The sequence below is a fragment of the Micromonospora sp. NPDC006766 genome (genome assembly GCF_040636055.1).
Lineage (GTDB): Bacteria > Actinomycetota > Actinomycetes > Mycobacteriales > Micromonosporaceae > Micromonospora.
Window position 1 is genome coordinate 1 of sequence record NZ_JBEYIX010000074.1, and the last position, 21,996, is coordinate 21,996.

The 21,996-nt window shown below is 71.4% G+C and carries 15 protein-coding genes and 1 pseudogene; 8 read left to right on the top strand and 8 right to left on the bottom strand.

Features of this window, described 5'->3' with window-relative positions:
* Nucleotides 1–162 (bottom strand): annotated as a pseudogene (locus ABZ671_RS30550) (ATP-dependent DNA ligase); the annotation flags it as partial.
* Nucleotides 163–297: 135 nt separating this feature from the next.
* On the opposite strand from ABZ671_RS30550, the gene ABZ671_RS30555 reads away from it, so the two are divergent.
* Complete coding sequence (locus tag ABZ671_RS30555) at nucleotides 298–510, top strand: hypothetical protein (protein ID WP_357864620.1); 213 nt, start codon at nucleotides 298–300, stop codon at nucleotides 508–510.
* Between the two features lie 310 nt (nucleotides 511–820).
* Nucleotides 821–1,726 (top strand): CDP-alcohol phosphatidyltransferase family protein, encoded by a 906-nt coding sequence (locus ABZ671_RS30560; protein WP_357864621.1) that lies wholly within the window; start codon nucleotides 821–823, stop codon nucleotides 1,724–1,726.
* Between the two features lie 25 nt (nucleotides 1,727–1,751).
* On the opposite strand, the gene ABZ671_RS30565 is transcribed toward ABZ671_RS30560, so the two are convergent.
* Complete coding sequence (locus ABZ671_RS30565; protein ID WP_357864623.1) at nucleotides 1,752–2,669, bottom strand: DNA-3-methyladenine glycosylase 2 family protein; 918 nt, start codon at nucleotides 2,667–2,669, stop codon at nucleotides 1,752–1,754.
* A 455-nt stretch (nucleotides 2,670–3,124) separates the two neighbouring features.
* Between ABZ671_RS30565 and ABZ671_RS30570 the strand changes: the two genes are divergently transcribed.
* The 3 genes from ABZ671_RS30570 (at nucleotide 3,125) to ABZ671_RS30580 (ending at nucleotide 9,619) form a co-directional block, all read left to right on the top strand.
* Nucleotides 3,125–5,056, top strand: coding sequence for a stealth family protein (locus tag ABZ671_RS30570; RefSeq protein ID WP_357864625.1), 1,932 nt, complete (start codon nucleotides 3,125–3,127; stop codon nucleotides 5,054–5,056).
* A 76-nt stretch (nucleotides 5,057–5,132) separates the two neighbouring features.
* On the top strand, nucleotides 5,133–7,862 hold the full coding sequence (locus ABZ671_RS30575; protein ID WP_357864626.1) for a CDP-glycerol glycerophosphotransferase family protein: 2,730 nt from the start codon (nucleotides 5,133–5,135) through the stop codon (nucleotides 7,860–7,862).
* On the top strand, nucleotides 7,859–9,619 hold the full coding sequence (locus tag ABZ671_RS30580; RefSeq protein WP_357864628.1) for a stealth family protein: 1,761 nt from the start codon (nucleotides 7,859–7,861) through the stop codon (nucleotides 9,617–9,619). Before ABZ671_RS30575 ends, ABZ671_RS30580 begins: the two co-directional genes overlap by 4 nt.
* Before the next feature lie 64 nt (nucleotides 9,620–9,683).
* Here the strand turns inward: ABZ671_RS30580 and ABZ671_RS30585 are convergent, their stop codons facing one another.
* The 5 genes from ABZ671_RS30585 to ABZ671_RS30605 are packed head-to-tail and all read right to left on the bottom strand — an operon-like array spanning nucleotide 9,684 to nucleotide 16,932.
* Entirely contained in the window at nucleotides 9,684–10,541 is an 858-nt protein-coding gene (locus ABZ671_RS30585) for a fused MFS/spermidine synthase (protein WP_357864630.1), read from the bottom strand.
* Nucleotides 10,541–11,500 (bottom strand): hypothetical protein, encoded by a 960-nt coding sequence (locus tag ABZ671_RS30590; protein WP_357864632.1) that lies wholly within the window; start codon nucleotides 11,498–11,500, stop codon nucleotides 10,541–10,543. The genes ABZ671_RS30585 and ABZ671_RS30590 overlap by 1 nt, the downstream gene beginning before the upstream one ends.
* Before the next feature lie 43 nt (nucleotides 11,501–11,543).
* On the bottom strand, nucleotides 11,544–14,018 hold the full coding sequence (locus ABZ671_RS30595) for an SMC family ATPase (protein ID WP_357864634.1): 2,475 nt from the start codon (nucleotides 14,016–14,018) through the stop codon (nucleotides 11,544–11,546).
* Nucleotides 14,018–15,166: an exonuclease SbcCD subunit D gene (locus ABZ671_RS30600; protein ID WP_357864635.1), complete on the bottom strand. Its 1,149-nt coding sequence runs from the start codon at nucleotides 15,164–15,166 to the stop codon at nucleotides 14,018–14,020. The genes ABZ671_RS30595 and ABZ671_RS30600 overlap by 1 nt, the downstream gene beginning before the upstream one ends.
* A gap of 17 nt (nucleotides 15,167–15,183) precedes the next feature.
* Nucleotides 15,184–16,932: an ATP-binding protein gene (locus tag ABZ671_RS30605; protein WP_357864636.1), complete on the bottom strand. Its 1,749-nt coding sequence runs from the start codon at nucleotides 16,930–16,932 to the stop codon at nucleotides 15,184–15,186.
* Nucleotides 16,933–17,236: 304 nt separating this feature from the next.
* Here ABZ671_RS30605 and ABZ671_RS30610 point away from each other — a divergent pair, with 304 nt between their 5' ends.
* On the top strand, nucleotides 17,237–18,772 hold the full coding sequence (locus ABZ671_RS30610; RefSeq protein WP_357864638.1) for a M4 family metallopeptidase: 1,536 nt from the start codon (nucleotides 17,237–17,239) through the stop codon (nucleotides 18,770–18,772).
* Nucleotides 18,773–18,852: 80 nt separating this feature from the next.
* On the opposite strand, the gene ABZ671_RS30615 is transcribed toward ABZ671_RS30610, so the two are convergent.
* Nucleotides 18,853–19,638, bottom strand: a complete 786-nt coding sequence (locus tag ABZ671_RS30615; protein WP_357864639.1) for a pyrimidine reductase family protein — start codon at nucleotides 19,636–19,638, stop codon at nucleotides 18,853–18,855.
* Nucleotides 19,639–19,788: 150 nt separating this feature from the next.
* On the opposite strand from ABZ671_RS30615, the gene ABZ671_RS30620 reads away from it, so the two are divergent.
* Both ABZ671_RS30620 and ABZ671_RS30625 read left to right on the top strand, forming a co-directional pair.
* Entirely contained in the window at nucleotides 19,789–20,334 is a 546-nt protein-coding gene (locus ABZ671_RS30620; RefSeq protein ID WP_357864641.1) for a plasmid pRiA4b ORF-3 family protein, read from the top strand.
* A gap of 239 nt (nucleotides 20,335–20,573) precedes the next feature.
* Nucleotides 20,574–21,887, top strand: a complete 1,314-nt coding sequence (locus tag ABZ671_RS30625; protein ID WP_357864643.1) for an extracellular solute-binding protein — start codon at nucleotides 20,574–20,576, stop codon at nucleotides 21,885–21,887.
* Nucleotides 21,888–21,996 lie beyond the last annotated feature (109 nt).

Below are 21,996 nucleotides of genomic sequence, written 5' to 3' on the forward strand. Positions count from 1 at the left end.
CTTGCCGCCCCGGCTGGCCAGCTCGACCTCGTCGCCGTCACGGAAGATGATGCAGCGGAAGCCGTCCCACTTCGGCTCGTACGTCAGGCCGGGGGCGGTGGGTAGTTGGGGCACACTCTTGGCCAGCATCGGCTCGACCGGCGGATTGATCGGCAGGTCCACGGCGACCAGTCAATCAGACGCCACCGACAGTGGTGAGGCGGATCACCGTCGGTGTCGGGCGGCGTGTCCCCGGCCCGGCCTCCTCGTCACCGGTGGCCGGATGGCGAAACCGCAGGTCAGCGCTACCGTTCGCGGGTGCCGGAGTGGAGCTGCGGGTGCTGCGGGCGCTGGCGGGTCAGCGTGGAGCTGATCCGGGGGCGCTACCGGTACCGGCTGGTGCACCGCTATCGCCCGGAGCACGGCGGCGGCGCCAACGTCATCGGCGAGGTCGCCTCGGTGGCCGAGCTGGAGAAACTGCTCCGCCGGTACGCCCCGGTCGACCTGGCCGACCTCCGCGAAGCCGCCTAGCCTCCGCCCCGCCCGTACGCTGGCGGTGAATCGAGCGAGGAGGCGCCCGTCGTGCCCGAGTTGGGTGCGCGGCGCGATTTTGATCGGTGCGTTTTCGCGTTCGTCTGTGGGATTGCGACAGGCGGTCTGTTGACTGTCGGCTTGCAATTCTTCAGCAGGACGGAAGCCAAAAATCCCACCTTAAGCCCTGTTTTGCGGGCCACCGCTTGGCAACCGTCATACCGCTGTCCGTAGGGTAAACTCCCGCCGAATTCTCGATGTAGAGATCGTGAAATGGGGAGATATGGCTGCCGGTCTGACCGTGGCAGAGGTGCAATCCCGCACCTACAAGGAGCGCGACTCGTGGTGGACGGTCTTTCTCGTCGATCCGCTCGCCTCGCGGCTGGTCTGGCTCGTTGCCCGATACCCGTGGGTGACCCCCAACCGGTTGACGCTCCTCGCCCTCCTGCTCGGCCTCGTTGCCGCGGGAGCCTTCGCCGCGGCAACGCCAGGGTGGTTGATCGTCGGCGCGGTGATCTTCCACCTGAGCTTCGTGGTCGACTGCATGGACGGCAAGGTGGCCCGACTCAACGGCACCGGCAGCCTTTTTGGCGCCTGGCTGGACTACATTCTTGACCGGGTTCGGGTGCTGATCTGCACCATCGCCCTGATGGGCGGGCAGTACCAGGTCACCGGGGACCCGATTTTCCTGGTGGTCGGCGGCGCCGTGGTTTTTCTGGACATGTTCCGCTACCTGAACGCCCTGCAGCTGGGGCAGGTCAAGAACACGATGCGCCAAGCGCTCGCCCAGCGGACCGAGGCGTCGCCGGAACTGGCGGCGATGGTCGGGGCGGACTACGACGAGGAACTGTTGACGAATGTCGCGCCCAGCACGGCGGCCGTCATCCAACGACCCGAGATGGCCACCGAGCGGGACTTCCGCTCGCGCTTCACCGGCTTCACCCGTCTGCGTGACCTGCTCATCCGCTCCCGCGTCCGGGTGCACCTGATCAGTGGCATCGAGTTCCAGATGGCGGTCTTCATCATCGCCCCGCTGACCGGCGCCGTGATCGCAGTCCCCGTGGTTGCCGGGGCTCTGCTGTTGGCCTTCGAGTTTCTCCTGATCTTCAAGCTGTGGCTGCTGACCACCTCGTTCACCCACTACACCCAGGTCCTCGACGAGCAAGTCGGTGAGTTCTTGCCGGCCACGGAGGCCACCGCGGCGCCGGTGCCGTGACCGTCGCACCGGGAAACACCCACGGTCAGTAGTTGGCGAAGGATCGGATGGGCGCCCGGGGACCGTACCGGGGTGCTCGGATGCCGGCCGCCTCCAGCAGCAGGCAGACCCGCCCCCGGTGCCCCCGGAACGGCTCCAGCAACGCCAGCATCCGGGCGTCGTCGCCGCGCGGCTCCCCGGCTAGCGCCCAGGCCACCGTGTTGGGAATGTGGTAGTCGCCGACGCTGACCGCGTCCGGGTCGCCGTACGTGGTCCGGACCACCTCGGCGGCGGTCCACGGGCCGATGCCGGGGATCGCGGTGAGCCGGCGGGTGGCCTCGGCGGCGTCGGCGCACTGTTCCAGCCGTTGCGCGGCGGCGGCCGCGCGACGCAGCGTGTCGGCCCGCCGTTGCTCTACCCCGAACGGGTGGAACACCCAGTAGGGGCTGGCCTCGACCGCCGCCGGCTCGGGCGGCAGCAGCAGCGGCAACGGTCCGGGTGCCGGCTCACGGAAGTGCCGGACCATGGCCGCGTACGCCCGGTACGCCTCCTTGCCGGTGACCTTCTGTTCCAGGACGGCGCGGAGCAGCCGGGGGAAGACCTGGCCGGTGGCCGGCATCCGTAGCCCGTGGTGCTCCCGGGCCAGCCGAGCCACCGCGGGATGCGCGGCGGCCAGGTCGGCGAAGCCGGTCAGATCGTCGCGGAGCCCGGCCACCGCGTCGGCCCGCTCGACCACCCAGTCGGCCCCCGGGCCGTACCCCTCGGCGACCAGGTCACCGGCTTCGGGGCGCAGCCCGAGCGTGGCCGGACCGGCCGGGGTGCGGGTGGCCCACCAGAGGCCGCCGGCGACGATCCGGGCGCACGGGTCGTAGGCGCTGAAGGTGAGGGCGCGGACCGACGCGGCCAGCCGGTAGCCGGCAGGGGGGCGCAGTGTCCGGGTGGCGGCGGGTCCGGCGGGGGTCACCCCGATACTCTGCCAGGCCGGCGAAGGTGTGGCGGAGGACCCTGGGCCCGGGACCGGCGGCAGGGACGGAAGGCTGGCGGCGATCAGCCGAAATGGTGGAACCCGCTCAGCCGAAAAGGTTCACTTGCCGAGCGTGAAGCAGGGACAGTCCGGCGCAAGGGGACGAAATGGACGGCATCCGGCGTTGAGCGGGTGAACCGCCGATATGCCGACGATGAATCCGCTGTTAACGTAACGGCCGCAGTCGTTGTCCGATTGGCCCGTTGCGCGTCTGCCCGGGTCGGCGTGACGGGCGGGATCCGTGGCGGCTGACGGGGAGAAAGTTGGGAAGGGCTGTCAGGGATGCGTGCCGCTGAACTTATCCACGTACCGTCTCCGGCGTCGCCGACCTCACTCTGCCGGCCCTGATCGATGACGGTGCAAGCAGCGGCCGTCAGCACTGACGAGCCGTTCCGATGATCGCGCTCAGGGTCTACCGTCTCCTGCCGCCCGCGGTGCGGCGTCGGCTGCTGGGGCTGCTGCCGCAGCACCGCCGGCTCCGCCTTGTCCATACCCTCACCCGGCCCGGCGGCCGTGACGTCGTGCATCCGGTGGGCGCCCGGGTGACGGTCAGCGAGGGGGGCGTCCGCACCGAGGCCGAAGTGGTGGCCGCCGCGACGCCGCTGGAGATGTGGCACCGCAACCTCGGGGCCGTGACCGCCGCGCTGGAGTCGGCGGGGATCGACTACCACTGCCTGCGCAACGACGACTACCTGCGCAGCTCGATAGCGGTGCTGAAGGACCAGCGGGCCGAGGTGCTGCGCCTGGTCCGCTCCGCGCGGGTGCTCTCCGGTGCGCACGTCCGCACCGTCGAGGTGCGTCCCGGCAGCAACCAGCCCGACCTGGCGCCCACCGAGGTGATCCAGGTCTGGTTCCCGGTCACCGACACGCGGGCGAATGTCGTCCTGGGCGCCCAGTTCGCGTGCGAGATCGAGTTCTGGAGCCGGGCGGACGACGTGGTTCACGCACCCCGGCACAACGCGGTGGTTAACGAGGCGCCGGCCCAGGCGGAATCGGTCCGGGTCGCCGCCGCACTGCTCAGCCACTTCGTCCCCGAGGCTGACGACCACACGTACCGTACCCGCCGTGATCTGGCTGTGCGGGCGCCGGATCGGGTGGGCTTCGCCATCGACGCCGTCTTTACCTGGGTGGACGGATCGGACCCGGAGTGGTTGCGCCGCAAGATGGCCGCCCTGACCTCGCCCGAGGCGCGGCACGCGGTCGCGGCCAACTCCTCGCGCTACCACAACCGAGACGAGCTGCGGTACGCGATGCGGTCCCTCTACAGCTTCGCGCCCTGGCTGCGCAGGATCTTCCTGGTCACCGACAGTCAGCTGCCGAGCTGGCTCGACCCGGCCCATCCGATGATCACGGTCGTGACGCACGCCACACTCTTCGCCGATCTCGGTGGACGGTCGTCGTTCAACTCGCACGCCATCGAGTCGCGGCTGCACCGCATCGAAGGGCTCGCAGAGCACTTCCTCTACTTCAATGACGACGTCTTCCTGGGCCGGCCGGTGCTACCGACCCACTTCTTCCACGCCAACGGGATCGCCAAGTTCTTCCTCTCGCCGGCGCAGTTCGGCCTGGGGGAGGCGAAGCCGAGCGACGCGCCGGTGAACGCCGCCGGCAAGAACAACCGCCGGCACATCCAGCGGCAGTTCGGCGTCACCATCACGCAGAAGATGAAGCACACCCCGTTCGCGCTGCGGCGCAGCATCATGCACCAGATCGAGCAGGTGCTGCACGCGGACGTGATGGAGACGGCCCGGCACCAGTTCCGGCACCAGGGCGACCTGTCCATCCCGTCATCCCTGCACCAATACTGGGCGTACCTCACGGGACAGGCGGTGCCGGGCGACATTGAGTACGAGTACGCCGACCTCGGCCACCCCTCGACGCCGGCCCGGCTCGCCGAACTTCTGGCCAGCCGCCACCGGGAGGTGTTCTGTCTCAACGACACCGACTCGGATCCGGAGGCCTTCGCCGAGCAGGAGCGCATGTTGGCCGATTTCCTGCCGCGCTACCTGCCCTTCCCGGCGCCGTTCGAGCTGCCCGACGACGTGGTCGCCGAGCGCCGAAAGCTCAGCGCGACCGCCCTGTGGCGGCAGTCGCGCGACGTGGACCGGCGCGGCCGGCAGGTCGATGCCCCGACCACGCCTGCCCTCCGGACCGGCCGGCAGGTGGACGCCCAGACCGTACCAGCGCTGCGAGTCGGTCCGCGCCTGGACGCACCCACGCTGCCTTCGATGCGCATCGCCGCCAGCCTGGAACAGCAGCAACTCGCGCCACCCGGCTGGGGGACGGACCCCGATGACCGGCCGGGGCAGCGGCGGGATGGTGGCTGACCAGTCAGCTGACCCCGGTCATGCCCTACGTTTCGACCAGCTCGTCAATTTCTCGCGAACCCCAGTGGAGCTCAGTGTGGTAGGCCGCGCCCCTCAGGTCACGATCATCGTCCCGGTCTACAACGTCGCGGACTACCTGCCCGAGACGCTGGAGTCGATCGCGGCACAGACCGTCTTCGACCGGTGTCACGTCATCCTGGTGGATGACGGCAGCACCGACGGCTCCGACACAATCGCGAAGCAATTCGCCGCCGAGCGCCCGAACGTGACCGCCATCCAGCAGGAGAACGCCGGGCCGGGCGCCGCCCGGAACCGAGCGCTGGACATGGCGTCGACGCCGTACGTCTCGTTCGTCGATTCGGACGACCTCCTGCCGCCGCGCGCCATCGAACTGCTGCTCAAGGCGATCGTCGAGCACCAGGCGAGCATCGCCGTCGGCGACATGGACACCTTCCCCAAGCCCACCGCCTTCCTCTGGAAGAGTCCCTTTGGCAAGGGCGACCGCCTCCTGCAGAGTGTGGTCGACGCACCCGACCTGATCTTCGATGCCGGCCCGTGCCACAAGCTCTATGACCTCGCCCAACTCCGGGCCAACGGGCTGCGGTTCCGGGAGGGGGTCCACTTCGAGGACGCCTTCCTGGCCATCCCGATGCTGCTCAAGGCCGAACGCATCGCCTTGGTCGACGAGGTCGTCTACCAGTACCGCAAGCGCGAGATGGCGACGTCCATCATGGACAACCTGTTCGTCCGCGAGCAGAACTTCTGGGACCACCTGTTGCTCTGCGAGACTGTCGCGGAGCTGCGCCCGGGCCTGGACGTGTTCCGACGCGAGGTGCTGGACCGGTTCCTGGTCCGCAGCTACCAGGGTTTCGCGATGCGCGCCCACCGGCTGTTCGAGGACGCTGATCTTTGGAAGATCTTCGAGGCGTGCAGTCGGATCTACCAGGACCTCGACCCGTCGTTCATCGCCCGGTGGACCCTGGACACCCGACACCGGGTTGCCTATCTGGCCTTTAAATCGTACGACTTCGAGCTGTTCTCGCGCCCGTGGAAGAAGCTGCGCGGCGTCGTCGCCTGCGGTGGTGACCTTTACCTCGACTATCCCGTCACGCCCGCGTTGCTTCCATTGACGAAGGTGACGACGGTGGCCGCTCGTATGGAGCAGGCTCGGCTCTCGCCCTCGGGTGACGTGCTGAAGATTGCGGGCCAGGTGGTGGTCAACGGTCTGCCGATGCGCTCTCCCATCACCACCCCCCTCGGGTTGCGGGTTCGCGGCAGCAGCCTGACTGTGCCGGTCATGCCCGAACGGCGAATGGACAACATGGCCGCGGATGAGGACCAGGAGTGGAGCGGCTTTTCGGCTGAAATCCCGATCAGCCAGTTGCGCACCGGGCAGCACAGCCTGCGGCTCGTGTTCGACACGGAGACCGGTCAGGCATCCCGGCAGTGCCTGGTCTCTGTCGGCTTCCTGCGCGACTCCACCGTGAAGCTGGCCGGCGACACTCGGCTGCTCCCCACCTTCACCGAGCGGGAGAACGCAGCGCTGTTGGTTCAGCAGCAGGGTGGCGCAACCGGGCGACGTCGATGGCGCCGGATGATGATGCGCAAGGACCTGCGGCACGTCGCCTCCCGTGGCCCGTTCTGGAAGTGGCGGCTGCTGCGCATGCTCACCGAGCCGATCATGCGCCAGCGGGACATCTGGCTGATCGGTGAGCGCACGGACACCGCCCAGGACAACTCCTCGCACCTGTTCCGCTACCTGCGGAAGGTGGAGCGCCGGCGCAACGTCTATTACGTGCTGACCAAGGACAGCAAGGACCGCGAGCGGCTGCGCGGGCTCGGCAATGTCGTCACCTACGACTCCTTCCGGCACAAGTTCCTGATGATGCACGCCACCAAGCTGATTAACTCCTACGACATCGACTCGTACATGCTTCCGTCCGGCTGGGAGCGGTCGCGGTTCCTGAAGCACCTGAACTGGCGGGTTGGGGCGTCCCGGGTCTTCCTCCAGCACGGAGTGACCGAGAAGGACGTCAGTGCCGGGCTGCACCGCGCCCGCACCGCCTTCGACCTCTTCGTCACCGTCGCAGGACGGGAAGCGGAGTTCGTGTCGAAGGACCTCGACTACGGGGACCTGGTGGCAAACACCGGTATGCCGCGCTTCGACGCCTTGATTCCCGAGCGAGGGAGACGTCGGATTCTCTTTATGCCGACCTGGCGTACCTACCTGGTCGCCCCGTCGTACAACCCCAACGCCAAGCCGCGAATCGCATTTGACGGCTCGGCGTACCAGACCTTCGTGTCCGAACTGTTTGGCAGCGAGCGGCTGCGTGAGGCATTGCGCCAGCACGGCTACGTGTTGGAACTGCTTCCGCACTACGAGATGCGCAAGGCGCTGGAAGGTATCCTCCCCGAGGCGGACTGCTTCGCAATGGCGGACCAGACCACGAGGACCGTGCAGGACGCGCTGCGCCAATGCGACCTGTTTATCACCGACTACTCGTCCACCGCGTTCGACGTCGCGTATCTCGGCACGCCGCTGATCTACGCCCAGTTCGACGCCGAGGAGTTCTGGACGATCGGCGGTTACCGGAAGGGCTACTTCGAGCACGGGGAGGACGGGTTCGGCCCGGTCTGCGAGACGGCGGAGGAGACCGTGAACGCCATCATCCGGTACCTGGAGAACGGCTGCGTCCGCGAGGAGGAGTACTCGCGGCGGGCGGCGGACTTCTTCGCCTTCCAGGACCGGAACAACTGTCAGCGGGTCGCCGCCGCCATCGCGGCCCTGCCGGGTCCACAGCGATGACGGACGGGCAGCAGCGGGACAACTCCCGGGCGGTCGCCGAACCGTCCCGGTTCGTCGACACGTACCGGCGGCTGCTCAGTCCGCAGGCCCGCCGAGCGATCGCCAGGCGGCTCAGTCCGCAGACCCGGCACCAGGTCAAGCAATGGGTGGCCCAGGTGGCCGGCGGCGAGCAGCCGTCGGTGCGGCGGGGGGAGCGGTTGGCCCGCCGCCAGCCCGAGCTCCTGGCCGGCGGTGACCGGGTCCTGGTCACGGTGGACCGGCGGGCCCGCATCGCCCTGGTCCGCCCGGACGTGTCGCCCTGGTCGGCCCGGGCCGCCAATCTCGCCGCGGTCACCGCGGCGCTCGTCGAGGCCGGAGTGGAGCACTTCGGGGTACGCGGGCGCTCCGACCGGAACGCGGTGGTCGGGGTCGACGCGGCCGACCGGGCCCGGGTGTACGCGGCGCTCGCCGAGGCGTGCCGCCGGGTACCCGGGTACGTCGCCGAAGTCGTTGACGGCCAGCCTCGGTCGTCCGTGCCGGGCTTCGAGCCGCAGGCGTGGCGCCGGCTGGGGAAGGCCGACGTGGTCCGGTTGACCTGGTACTGGACCGAGCCCCGGCACCGGCTGGTGCTCGGCGTGCCGTACGGCTGCGAGCTGGAGTTCTGGACCCGGCGGGAGAACCGGCTGGTCGCCCCGCGACGTAACCTGGCCGCGGCGGAGGTGCCGGCGGTCGGGCCGATTCTCCACGCGCCCGCCGACCTGTTCACCGCGCTCGGACCGGCCGACCCTGCGGTGACCGTCCGGACCCGGCCGGAGTTCGCGATCCGGCGCCCCGACGACGTGACGTTCCCGATCGACGTCGTCTACACCTGGGTGGACGGCACCGACCCGGCGTGGCTACGCCGGCGCGCCGAGGCGGCCGGCACGCCGTACCACGCCGAGTCGGCGAACGCGGCCCGGTTCCTCAGCCGGGACGAGCTGCGCTACTCGCTGCGCTCGCTGCACACCTACGCCCCCTGGGTGCGTACCGTCTATCTGGTCACCGACGATCAGGTCCCGCCCTGGTTGGATCCGTCCGCCCCCGGGCTGCGGGTGGTCAGCCACCGGGAGATCTTCGACGATCCGTCGGTGCTGCCGACCTTCAACTCGCACGCCATCGAGAGCCAGCTGCACCACATCGACGGGCTGTCCGAGCACTTCCTCTACTTCAACGACGACGTCTTCCTCGGCCGGGACGTCACGCCCCGGGACTTCTTCCTGGCCAACGGCATCACGAGGTTTTTCCCGTCGCCGGCACTTGTGCCGCCAGGCCCGCCCTCGGCCGACGACATCCCGGCCTCCGTCGCCGGCAAGAACAACCGGGCGCTGATCGCCGAGCGGTTCGGCACGGTCCTGACGCAGAAGATGAAGCACATGCCGCACGCGCTGCGACGCGGCGTGCTGTACGAAATCGAGAAGACCTTCGCGCCTCAGCACCGGGGCACGGCCGGCAACCAGTTCCGCGGCGTCACGGACATCTCTATCGCCTCGTCGCTGCACCACTACTACGCCTTCCACACCGGGCGGGCGGTGCCGGGCGAGTTGGAGTATGCCATCGCCGAGCTGTCCCACCCGGATACGCCTGCGCGCCTGGCGCACCTGCTGGCGAAGCGGGACCGGCACGTGTTCTGCCTCAACGACGCGTACTCCACAGAGGAGGATCTCGTCGCTCAGCTGTCGATCCTCACGCCCTTCCTGGGCACCTACTTCCCGGTGCCGAGCCCCTGGGAGAAGGGTTGACGCCCGTACGTGGGGCCCTGCCGGCCCGTCTCCGGGCCAGACACCGCCCGATCCGCCGAGCGGATCAACGGCGCAGAGAGAAAATGCCGGGCGGCGGCGGAGTGGAGTCGGTGGCGTCGGCGTCGTGCACCACCGCGGCGCCCCCGGCGAACCGGTCCAGCTCCTCGCCGGCCAGCACCCGGCCCGGAAACCAGTCGCCGGCGGCCCGCCGGGTCAACTCCGGCACCGGCGGCTCGACCCGGGACGCGACCAGCACCAGGTTGCCGTAGCGCCGCCCGCGCAGCACCGCCGCGTCACCGACCAGGCAGGCCCGGGGCAGCACCGCCCGGACCGTGGCCACCTGCGCGCGGGCGTGGCGCAGCGGCGGGCCGTCGGCGATGTTCGCCAGGTAGGACCCGCCCGGGCGAAGCACCCGGGCCACCTCGGCGGCGAATTCCACCGAGGTCAGGTGGGCGGGGGTGCGGGCGCCGGCGAAAACGTCCGCCACCACCACGTCGTAGCTGGCGTCCCGGCTCGACGTCAGGGTGGCCCGGGCGTCGGCCACCCGCACCCGCAGGCGGGGGTCGGCGGGCCACGGCAGCGCCCGGCGGACCAGGTCCACCAGGGCGCCGTCCAGCTCGGCCACCCGTTGGGTGGACCCGGGCCGGGTGGCCGAGACGTACCGGGGCAGGGTCAGCGCGCCCCCGCCCAGGTGCAGCACCCGCAGCGGGTTGCCGGCCGGCGCGATCAGATCGAGCGCGGCGGCCAGCCGCCGCACGTACTCGAACTCCAGGTGCGTCGGATCCGCCAGATCCACATGGGACTGCGGCGCGCCGTCCAGCAGCAGCGTCCACGAGCCCGGTCGGTCCGGGTCGGGCGCCAACTCGGCCTGCCCCGTGTCGACCTGCTCGACCACCCGGTCGGTGTCACGTCGGCGGCCCATCAGCGCCGCCCTCGCTGGGCCGCCATGCTCAAACGTCGCTGCAGCAGGCGGGCGTCGCCGAGCCGCGCGCGCAGCGTGCGCTCCAGGCCGCCGATGGGGACCAGGTTCTGTGGGGCCCGCGGGTCCTTGTACGGGCTGGAGGCGAACCGGGGCAGGGTGACCAGCGAGAGGTCGGCCAGCTCGATCGCCTCGGCCTCGGGCAGCTCGGCGGAGCACTCCACCCGCACGATGCCCGCCCAGGGCGCCCCGCCGGCCCCCGGCAGCCGCAAATACCAGGAGTAGCCGCCCCACGCGGTGCCCAGCCGAAACACCGGGCAGCGCTGCCCCGGGGCCAGCCCGGTGACCACCGCGGCCAGCCGGGCGTCCAGATATTGGCTGTGCTGGGACTTGATGTAGCCGAGGGTGCGCGGCAGCTGCCGGCGGCTACGCAGCGGGCCGTCCACCACCAGCAGGTCGCCGTCGGTGCGGGCGGCGTCGGAGACCGCCACCTCCAGCGCGGTCAGCGGGGCCTGCACCGCCGCCGGCAGCTTGCTCAGCTCGCCGGCGCCGCCGACGCGGTGCACCGGGTAGCGAATCTGCCCCGCCACCACGTCCTGCGCCGACGGGCTGGCGGTGAAGAGGCCCCGGCCCACCCGGGTGCCGGCCAGTTGCGCCGCACCGCGCCCCAGGTCGCAGCGGACCACCCCGGCCGCGTACGAGGCGGCGATGCCGGGGAAGGAGCCGCCGTCCTCCTCGGCCGTCCAGATGCTGGCGTCGATCCGGCGTACCCCGTCGACCAGCAGCACCACGTCCGGGGCGGATACGTCACGCCGGACGTCCACCGCGCGCCAGTCCGCCGCCGGCAGCTCGACGTCAGCGTCGACCTGGGCACTGCTCGGCGCCGCCGGTCCGCCCCCGCCGGCGGCCTCGAACGACGCCCCGTACGCCGGATCCCACGCGTCGACGTAGAACCGGGTCACGTCGCACCCGCCGCGCCGTCTTGGCCCCGCCGCGCCGCCCCGCTCACCGGCCGGTCCGTTCCACCCGTGCGGTGCGGGCGTCCTTGCGGACCTCGAAGCGGACCGGGATCCGCTCGGCGAGGGCCGGCACGTGGGTGACCACGCCGACCATGCGGTCGCCCCGGGCGGCCAGGTTTTCCAGGGTGGCGGCGACGGTGTCCAGGGTGGCCGCGTCGAGCGTGCCGAAGCCCTCGTCGAGGACGATCGACTCCAGGCTCGCCGCGCTGGTGGACATCCCGGCCAGCTGCTCCGACAGCGACAGCGCCAGCGCCAGTGACGCCTGGAACGTCTCCCCGCCGGACAGCGTCCGCACCCCGCGCCGCAGCCCGGCGTCGTGGTGGTCGACCACGAAGAACTCGCCCTTGTCGTGCACCAGGTCGTACTGGCCGCCGGAGAGCTCCCGCAGGATCCGCGACGCGCCGTCGACCAGCAGGTCCAGCGCCTCGGCCAGCAGCCAGCGTTCGAAGTTGTTGGCCCGCAGGTGGCCGGCGAGAGCCCGGGCAACCCTGGCCTCCCGCTCGTGGCCGGCCCGCTGTTCACGCAGCTCGGCAGCCTGCTCACGGCGCTCCTGCAGCCGGCGCAGCTCCGCCTCGGCGCGCTCCACCGCCACCGCGGTGTCCCGCAGCGGGTCGCCGGGCTTGGCCAGCCCGGCGGCGGTGAAGAACTCGCCGATCCGCGCCTCGACCTCGCCGGCGGCGGCCTCGGCCGTGCCGACCGAGGCCGCCCGGGCCTCCCGGTCGACGCGTCGGCGGTCGGCCTGCTCGTTGGCCCAGCCGGTCAGGGCCGTCCACGCGGCGGCCACGTCGTCGCGGTCGGCGGCCGGCGGACCGAACCGGGCCAGCCCGTCCCGGGTGGTGTCGAATTGACGCCAGGCGCGGCGCAGCCGCTCCTGGGCCCCGTCGAGCGCGCCCCGGGCCTGGCGGGCGGCCTCGCGGCCGGCGCGCACCGCGCCCGCCGCCTCCTCGAGGGCGCGGCGCAGCCGGGCGTGCTCGGCCAGGCCCTCCCGCAGCGTCTGCGGCGCGGCGGCCTCGGCGAGCTGCTCGTCCAGCTCGGTCAGCCGGACCCGCAGCTGGTCATGCTCGGCGCGGGCGCGCAGCAGCACCCGATCCAGCTCCCGGGCGGCGGCGTCGCGCTCCTGCACCAGCCGCTTGGCCGCCTCGCTGGCCGCCCGGGCCGCCTTGCCGGCCGCGACCGCCCGGGCCACCGCCGACCCGGCGGGCACCGCCGGTACCCGGGACACCTCCTGCTCGCAGACCGGGCACGGGGCGCCGGCGACCAGGTGGGCCCGCAGCGCCACCGCCTGGTCGGTGGCCTTCGCCTCCTCGTGCGCCCGGAACGCCGCCTCCAGCTGCGCCTCGACCCGCTCCGCAGCCGCGCGGGCCGCGGTGAGGGCGACGAGCGCCGCGTCGTGCTCGGCCTGTGCCGTGGTGACCGCCGAGCGGACCGTCGCCGCCTCGCCGGTCAGTTTCTCCCGGTCGCCGTGCGCCTTGAGCAGCAGCCGCAGCGCGCTCTCGTCGCCGGCCGCGGCCAGCTCGCCGCGCAGCTTCTCCTCCCGCTCCTCGGCCAGCCCGACCGCGGCGGTGGCCTCGTCGGCCGCCTCCCGGGCCGCGGCCTCCGCCCGGGCCAGCTCGGCGATCCCGTCCGGCGGGCGCACCCCGGCCAGCACGGTCAGCTCCGCGTCCAGCGCGGCCAGTTCCGCCGCCTGCTCACGCGCCGTCGCCCGGGCCCGCTCCAGCTCCGGTACGGCCACCGCGACCGCCTCGGCCAGGTCGCGCATCCGGTCGACCTGTCCCCGCACGTCGGCCAGGGTCGCGTCGTCGACGTCGGCGAGGCCGCCGAGCAGCTTGTCGACCGTCTCCAGCTTCGCCTCGGCCTGCCCGGCGCGCTCGGTGGCCCGCTTCTGGACCTCCTCGTAGATGCCCAGCCCGAGCAGGTTGACCAGGATCTGCTGCCGGGTGGCCGGCTTGGCGTGCAGGAAATCGGCGAACTGCCCCTGCGGCAGCACCACGCAGCTGGTGAACTGCTCGTACGGCAGCCCGACCGCGTCCAGCACCGCCCGCTCCATCTCGGCCGGGGTGCCGGCGACCACCTCGCCGAGATCCTCCGGGCTCAGCCCGGTGTCGAGCTTCGTGATGTCGAAGCCGGGCGGCATGAGCTGGAGCCCGGCGTTGGCGGTCTTCACCGTGCCCCGGCCGTCCCGGCGGACCACCCGGGTGGCCACGTAGCGGTCGCCGGCGGACTCGAAGACCAGCCGGACCCGGGCCTCGTTCGCCGACGGGGCGAGGGCGTTGGCCAGACCCCGGGCGCCGCCCCAGCGGGGCACCGTGCCGTAGAGGGCGAAGCAGATCGCGTCCAGCACCGTCGACTTGCCGGAGCCGGTCGGCCCGACGAGCGCGAAGAAATCCGCGTCGGTGAAATCGACGGTGGTCTCCTCGCGGAAGACGGTGAAGCCGGCCATGTCCAGCCGCATCGGCCGCATCAGTGGTCGACCTCCTCGAGCAGCTCGTCGAAGAGTTCCTGGACGCCGTCGTCGGCGTGGCCCCGGCTGCCGAGGTAGTCGGCGAACAGCTCCCGGGGCGAGCGGCCGGCCCGCTGGGCGGTGCGGGTGCCGCTGCCGGGCGCGGGCACCAGCTCCGGGTCGATCCGGATCTCCAGGGCCCGGGGCAGCAGCTCCTGCACCTCCTCGCGCAGCCCGGCCCGGGGCTGCTCGCGGACGTACACCCGCAGCCAGCCGTCGGGCGGGTCGATCTCGGCGAGCTGGGCCAGGGTGCCCCGGACCGTCCGCAGCGGGGTGGCGCCGGGCACCGGCACCTCCCGGACCCGGGCGGCCGTCGTCGCGGTCACCTCGATGAGGGTCACCGAGCCGACATTTTCCTGCTCACCGAAGTCGACGGCGAGCGGGCTGCCGCTGTAGCGGATCGGGCACGGGCCGATGACCCGCTGCGAGCGGTGCAGGTGGCCCAGCGCCACGTAGTGCGCGTTGCCGGGAAACACCGTGGCCGGCACCGCGTAGCCGAGGACGGTGTGCGCGTCCCGCTCGCCGCCGCCGGTGCTCGCCCCGACGACGGTCAGGTGCGCGGTGACCAGGTGCACCCGGTCGGGCTCGGTGAACCCCTCGGCCAGCCGGGCCAGGACCCGCCCGAGGTGGTCGGCGTACGTCTGGTTGGCCTCGGCGGCGGTCAGTTCGTACATTTCCACGGCCCGGACGGCGTACCGCTGGGACAGGAACGGCAGCGCGGCGAGCTGCCAGCGTTCGCCGTCGGCGGTCACCCCGTCGATGACGTGCTCGGACGGGTTGTCGCGTACGCTGCCGCGCAGCGTGATGCCGGCGGCCTCGGCCCACGGACGCAGCGCGTCCAGCGCGGGCCCGTTGTCGTGGTTGCCACCGATCGCCACCACGTCCGCCCCGGTGCGCCGCAGCGCGGTCAGCGCCCGAGTGACCAGCCGGGTCGCCTCCGAGGTGGGTGCGGCGGTGTCGTACAGGTCGCCGGCCACGATGACCAGGTCGGGCCGCTCGGCGACGGCGATCTCGATCACTTGGGCGAGCACCTGCTTGTGCTCGTCGGCGCGGGACTGCCCCTTGAGGACCTTGCCGACGTGCCAGTCAGAGGTGTGCAGGATCTTCACGGGTGGTCACCGCCTCATCAGAACGGGATGTCGTCGTCGGAGCCGCCCGACCCGACTACGGCGAACGGGTCGGCGGACTGGGTGATCGACCGCAGTGTCTGCGAGGGCGCCCGGCCGGCCTCGGAGACCCGGGTGGCCCAGGCTGGGAAGGGGAACTCCAGGCAGAGCGGCACGGGAATGTCCGGCTGGTTGACGAACATGGTGCCCGGCTTGGCCAGCAGCGCCCGCTGCCGCTGGGCGGGCGGGAGGAAACCGTATTCCGGGCGGGACGCCTCGGCCGGGTCGAGCCGGCCGACCACCCGGATCGCCGAGTTGGTGACGATCCGTCGCTCCACCTCGCTGGCGGTCTGCTGCGCGCCGACCAGGATCACCCCGAGCGAGCGGCCCCGCTCGGCGATGTCCAGCAGCACCTCCTTGATCGGGGAGGAGCCCTCGCGCGGGGCGTACTTGTTGAGCTCGTCGAGGACGACGAAGAGCAGTGGCTTGGCGGTGCCGGCCTTCTCCTTGCGCTCGAACTCGCTCTTGAGCGTCACACCGACCACGAAGCGTTGCGCCCGGTCGGGCAGGTTGTGCAGGTCGACCACGGTGACCTGGGCGCTTTCCGACGTGTTGATCGAGTGCGGGCGGCGGGTGGCGAGGTCGCCGCGGATGAGCCGGCCGAGGTCCTTCTTGCTGCCGATCAGCCGGCGGGCGAACGCGTTGACCGTGCCCAGGCCGACCGCGCTGCCCGCCCAGTCGCCTCGGGTCTCGTCGTCGTTGAGCTGCTCGACGATGTGGTCGACCAGGTCGGCGTACGAGCCGAGCCGGACGCCGTCGAGGCTCACCCCGCCGTCGGCCGGCTGGGCATACCGGGCCAGGTGGGCGGCGACCGAGTGGACCACCATGGTGTATTGCTGGCGCTCGTCGTCGGCGTCGGCGAATACGTAGGGCAGTAGGCGGTCGGCGCAGAACTCGCTCAGCGTCCAGTAGAAGCTGTCGACGCCGGTGTGCCGGCTGCTCACGTCCGGTGTGCCGGAGGAGTCACCGACCCGGGGCGGCGCGTAGACGCGGACGTCGGGAAAGGCGCCGGCGGTCAGCCCGAGCTGCGCGTAGCCGGCGCGGGTGGTGTCGTCGAGCCGGGCGTTGGGGTGGTCGAGGAAGAGCAGATCCTCGCCCTTGACGTTGAAGATCAGCGCCTTGGCGTTGACCGCGTCGCCGCCGAGCACCCCGGAGCGGAAGACCGAGTAGAGCAGGAAGGTGGCGAAGCTGGTCTTGGTGGCCACCCCGGAGATGCCGGAGATGGAGACGTGCGCGCCGCGGGTGCCGTCGAGGAAGTCGGCGTTGAGGTAGACCGGGACGCCGTCGCGGCCCATGCCCATCGGGATGCGCCGCTCCATCCGGTCGAAATGCAGCGCCCGGGCCCGGGCGTCGCCCTCGGCCCGGTGCACCACCGCGCCCGGGGTGGGCGGCACGTAGAGCTCCGGGTCGACCCGGGTGGTGGTGACCTCGGCGGCCTCCTGCACCTGGGCGGGCAGCGTGCCGTCGGCGATGGCGAAGACGTCGGAGTCGAACTGCGCCCCCTCGTGCCGGGCGCGCACCTGGGTGACCACGCCGGCGATCGTCACCGGCTCGCGGTCGGGCAGCTCGCGGCGGGTGACCACCACGTCGTCGAGCTGCAGGTAGCTGCCGGGGGAGACGGCGGTCCAGAAGGTGAGAGGGGTGGCGTCGGCGGTGCCCAGCACCCGGCCGACCTCGTCGCCCGGGCCGTCGAGCAGGTCGTCGGTCATGGGGTCTCCGGTCGGCTGGTCGTCTCGGTCGCGGGGCACGAGGAGCATCCTGCCCGAGGGATGCGACAGGTTGCCACGCGACGCGGCGGACGCCACGCCGTGGGTCGGACTTCCGCTTCGACAGGTGGTGAACCGGACACGAAAAGTAGTGGGAAAAATCTTGGTCGTAGGGCGTGACAGACCGGGGCCCCATGCCGCAAGAATGTGTAACAGCGCCATCGAGGATCTTCCCCTTATCGATGCCTCGTGCGCCGTCGGTCGATGACCCCCGTCGATCGGCAGTCCTAGTGAAGGTAGGAACTTCATGCGCCGTACCCCCCTCCTCGGCGGGCTGGCCGCGGTCGCCCTGCTGGCGACCGCCGTCAACGTCCCGGCAACCGCTTCTGCCGCCCCCGTCTCCGCCGACGCGTTCACCCGCGCGGTGACCCACCTCAGGGCCCACGAGGGCAATGGCCTCGTCGATGACGGCCAGACGTTCACGCTGAAGAACGTCCAGACCGACGCCGACGGCACCGAGCACGTCCGGCTCCACCGCTACCTGGACGGCCTGCCGGTCCTCGGCGGCGACACCGTCGTGCACCTGGGCAAGGGCGACGCCTGGCGGGGCGCCAGCCGGTCCCGCGCCGGGGCCGCGGTCCGGGGCGCCAAGGCCCGGATCGGCACCGTGGACGCCGGCCGCATCGCGCTCGCCACCTCCACCGCCGCCGGCCGCCGGGTCGACGGCAGCCAACTCGTCTACGACGCCACCGAGACCGGCACCGCGCTGGCCTACCAGGTCGTCGTCAGCGGCCTGTACGCCGACGGCACCCCGAGCGAGCTGCACGTGCTGGTCGACGCCACCACCGGCAAGGTCCGCGACAAGTGGGAGGGCGTGCACAGCGGCACGGGCAACACGTTCCACTCGGGCACGGTGACCGTGGGCAGCACCCAGTCCGGCAGCACGTACCAGCTCGCCGACAGCACCCGCGGCGGGCACAAGACGTACGACCTGAACGGCGGCACCAGCGGCACCGGCACCCTGGTCACCAGCACCAACAACGTCTTCGGCAACGGCGCCCTGAGCAACCGGCAGACCGCCGCCGCCGACGCCGCCTACGGCGCGCAGGTGACCTGGGACTACTACAAGAACACGTTCGGCCGCAACGGCATCCGCAACGACGGCAAGGCCGCGTACAGCCGGGTGCACTACAGCTCCAACTACGCCAACGCGTTCTGGCAGGACTCCTGCTTCTGCATGACCTACGGTGACGGCAGCTCCGGCTGGTACCCGCTCACCTCGCTGGACGTGGCCGGGCACGAGATGACGCACGGCGTGACCAGCGCCACCGCCGGCCTCGTGTACAGCGGTGAGTCCGGCGGCCTCAACGAGGCCACCAGCGACATCTTCGGCACGCTTGTCGAGTTCTACGCGAACAATTCCAAGGACCCGGGCGATTACCTGATCGGCGAGAAGCTGCGCACCAACGGCACCCCGCTGCGCTACATGGACAAGCCCTCCAAGGACGGCAACTCGGCCGACTGCTGGACCAGCACCGTCGGCAACAAGGACGTGCACTACTCCTCCGGCGTGGCCAACCACTTCTTCTACCTGCTCGCCGTGGGTAGCGGCTCGTCGACGTACGGCAACAGCCCGACCTGCAACAACAGCACCGTGAAGGGCATCGGCAACGCCAAGGCCGGCGCGATCTGGTACCGCGCGCTCACCGTCTACATGACCTCGCGGACCAACTACGCCGGCGCCCGCACCGCCACCCTGAACGCCGCCAAGGACCTGTACGGCAGCACGAGCACCGAGTACAACACCGTGGCCGCCGCCTGGTCGGCCGTCTCCGTCAACTGATCCTGCTGAACCGGGGCCGGCGGCACTCCTTTGCCGCCGGCCCTCCGCTGGGTCCTGTTCCTCGTCGTGCGATCGAAGGATCAGGCGGCGGGGGCGGAGCCGGCGGGCGGGGCGTCGTCCGGGTCGCGGGCGTAGCGGAGCAGAAGCACCCCCTCCGCGGCGGTCAGCACGTGGCGCAGCGGCAGCCGGCGCGGTGGGCTGCCGTCCCCGGCGGTGATCCGGGCCGGTCCGGCCCCGGCGAGCAGTGGCGCCACGGTCAGGCACAGCTCGTCCACCAGGTCGGCCGCGGTGAGCGCGCCGAACAGCTGCGGGCCACCCTCGCAGAGCAGCTGGCCCAGCCCGCGTCGGTGCAGCTCGGCCAGGCCGGCGGCGAGGTCCACCCGGTCCTCGCCGCACCGAACCAACTCGGCCACCTCGGGCAACCCGGGTGGCGGCTCGGCGCCGGCCCGGGTGAGCACCAGCGGTCGGACCGGCGCGTCGGCGAAGGCCGCCTGGGCGGGGTCCAGGTCGAGCGAATTGGAGACCACCACCAGGGTCGGGTATTCGGCCATGCCCTGCTCCCGGCGCCAGGCCCGGCGCGCGGCGTCCAGCCGGACCGCCCGGTAGCCCTCGTGGCGCAGCGTGCCCGCGGCCACCACGAGCCCGTCGCAGAGCATCCGCAGCAGGCCGAAGACCCGCTTGTCCGGCTCGCCGGAGAGCCCGGCGGAGTAGCCGCCCAGGGCAACCGCGCCGTCGGCGCTGGCCACGAAGTTCGTCCGCAGGTGGGGTCGGGGCGCGCGGCCGTAGAGCGCGGCCAGCTCCGGGTCGGTCAACGGACCGCTCGAGGGCGTCGGCCAGACCCGCGTGATCGGCGATTTGGCCATCATCCGCCGGTCGGACCGGTGACCGGAGGTGCCGGTTCGGGGGTACGGTGCTGGCAGTCGCACCACTTCCGGCCTGGACAGTCGTCGTGCCGCCGTTCCCGGCACGCTCGGCAGATCATGCTGGCAGCTTATGCCGAGGGAGGATGGGACAGCATGCCGCGTCAGATCTTCCAGCTCAAGGTGTCGCTGGCCGGGGTCCGGCCGCCGGTGTGGCGGCGGGTGCTGGTCCCCGGCGGCTACACCCTGGACCGGCTGCATCGGGTCGTACAGCACGCGATGGGCTGGCGGGACTGTCACCTGCATTCGTTCGACATTGATGGGCATCAGTATGGCGAGCCCGATCCGGAGGGTGAGCTGGCGCTCCGCGACGAGCTGGACGTCCGGCTGGACTCGGTGGTGGGCAAGGGCAGTCGGTTCCGTTACACCTACGACTTCGGCGACTGGTGGGAGCATGACGTGGTGGTGGAGGACGTCTGCACCGCCGACCCGGACGAGCGCTACCCGTCCTGCCTGCACGGGGAGCGGGCCTGCCCGCCAGAGGGCGTCGGTGGCCCGCCCGGCTATGCCGTGCTGCTCGCCGCGCTCGCCGATCCGGCGCACCGGGAGCACCGCTCGATGCGCGAGTGGGCCGGCCCCGGCTTCACCCCGGACGCCTTCGACGCCGCTCGGGTCAGCACCCTGCTGCGCCGCTTCTGCTGACCGCTCCTGAATTCTCCGAGCGGCGGCGCGGTAACGATCTGGGAACGCTCCCATAGATCTATTGACACCCCTGGTGCCTGCCGGCAATCTCATGGGAGCGCTCCCGGCAGTGGTCTGGATCTCATTCCTGCCCGCACCCGGGTCGCCGCCGGTGGCCCCACCTTGGGCCGCCGGTGGCGAGACGCGCGACAGGCACCCCACCACATGACACAGCCTCACCATCGAAAGAGGGGTCTCGGATGAGCGTCCCATTCCGTCGTCGTCGGCTCGCGACCGTCGCGCTCGCGTCCGTGGCGGTGCTCGTCGCCGCCACCGCCTGCAGCGATAGCAAGTCGGGCGACGACAAGAGCGACGGCCCGATCACCCTGGTCGTCGACATCTTCGGCGACCAGGGCTTCGGCTACGAAGAGCTCTACAAGCAGTACGAGGCGGACCACCAGAACATCAAGATCCAGGAGCGGGGCAAGGGCCTCGGCGTCGGGGACTACAACACCCGGCTGACCCAGCAGATCACCGCCGGCTCCGGTGCCGGCGACGTGGTGGCCCTGGAAGAGGGCACCATCGTGCAGTACTACGCGCAGACCGACAAGTTCCAGAACCTGGCCAACTACGGCGCGAACGACCTCAAGGACAACTTCCTGCCGTGGAAGTGGGAGCAGGGCACCACCCCGGACGGCACGGTGCTCGGCCTCGGCACCGACGTCGGCTCGATGGCGGTCTGCTACCGCAGCGACCTGTTCAAGGGCGCCGGCCTGCCCACCGACCGCGAGGAGGTCGGTGCGCTCTGGCCCACCTGGGACGCCTTCATCGAGGCCGGCCAGAAGTTCGCCGCCGCCGACAAGAAGCACAAGTTCGTCGACTCGGCGACCAACTTCTACAACGTGGTGCTGATGCAGAAGGCCGGCGACGGCAGCGGCTACACCTACTACGACAAGAGCAACAAGCTGGTCATCGGCGAGAACCCGGACATCAAGGCGGCGTACGACCTCACCACCAAGATGATCGCGGCGGGCCTGTCCAACAACCTCCAGTCGTGGTCCAACGAGTGGAACGCCGGTTTCAAGAACGGCACCTTCGCCACCATCGCCTGCCCGGCCTGGATGACCGGTGTGATCAAGGGCAACGCCGGTGACTCGGCGGCCGGCAAGTGGGACATCGCCAAGGCGCCCGGCAACGGTGGCAACTGGGGCGGCTCCTTCCTGGCCGTGCCCAAGTCGAGCAAGCACCCCAAGGAGGCCGCCGAGCTGGCCAAGTTCCTGACCAGCGCCAAGGGCCAGGTTGAGGCGTTCAAGGCGGTCGGCAACCTGCCGTCCTCGCCGCAGGCGCTGGCCGACGCGGCGGTCGCCGCCGCGACCAACGACTACTTCAGCAACGCCCCGACCGGCAAGATCTTCGCCGCCGGTGCCACCGAGCTGAAGCCGGTCTACCTCGGCCCGAAGAACAACGCGGTCCGCACCGAGGTGGAGAACACCCTGCGCGCCATCGAGCAGGGCAAGTCCGCCGAGGAGCAGTGGCAGGCGGCGCTGAAGAACGGTGCGGCCGCCGGTAAGTGATCCGGCCGCCCCGGCCGCGGGGGGGGGGGGGCCGGCCCGGCGGGGGCCGCCCCCCCCCCCGCCCCTGGGGGCCCACGGCCCAGCCGACGACCTGGCTCGACACCGTCAC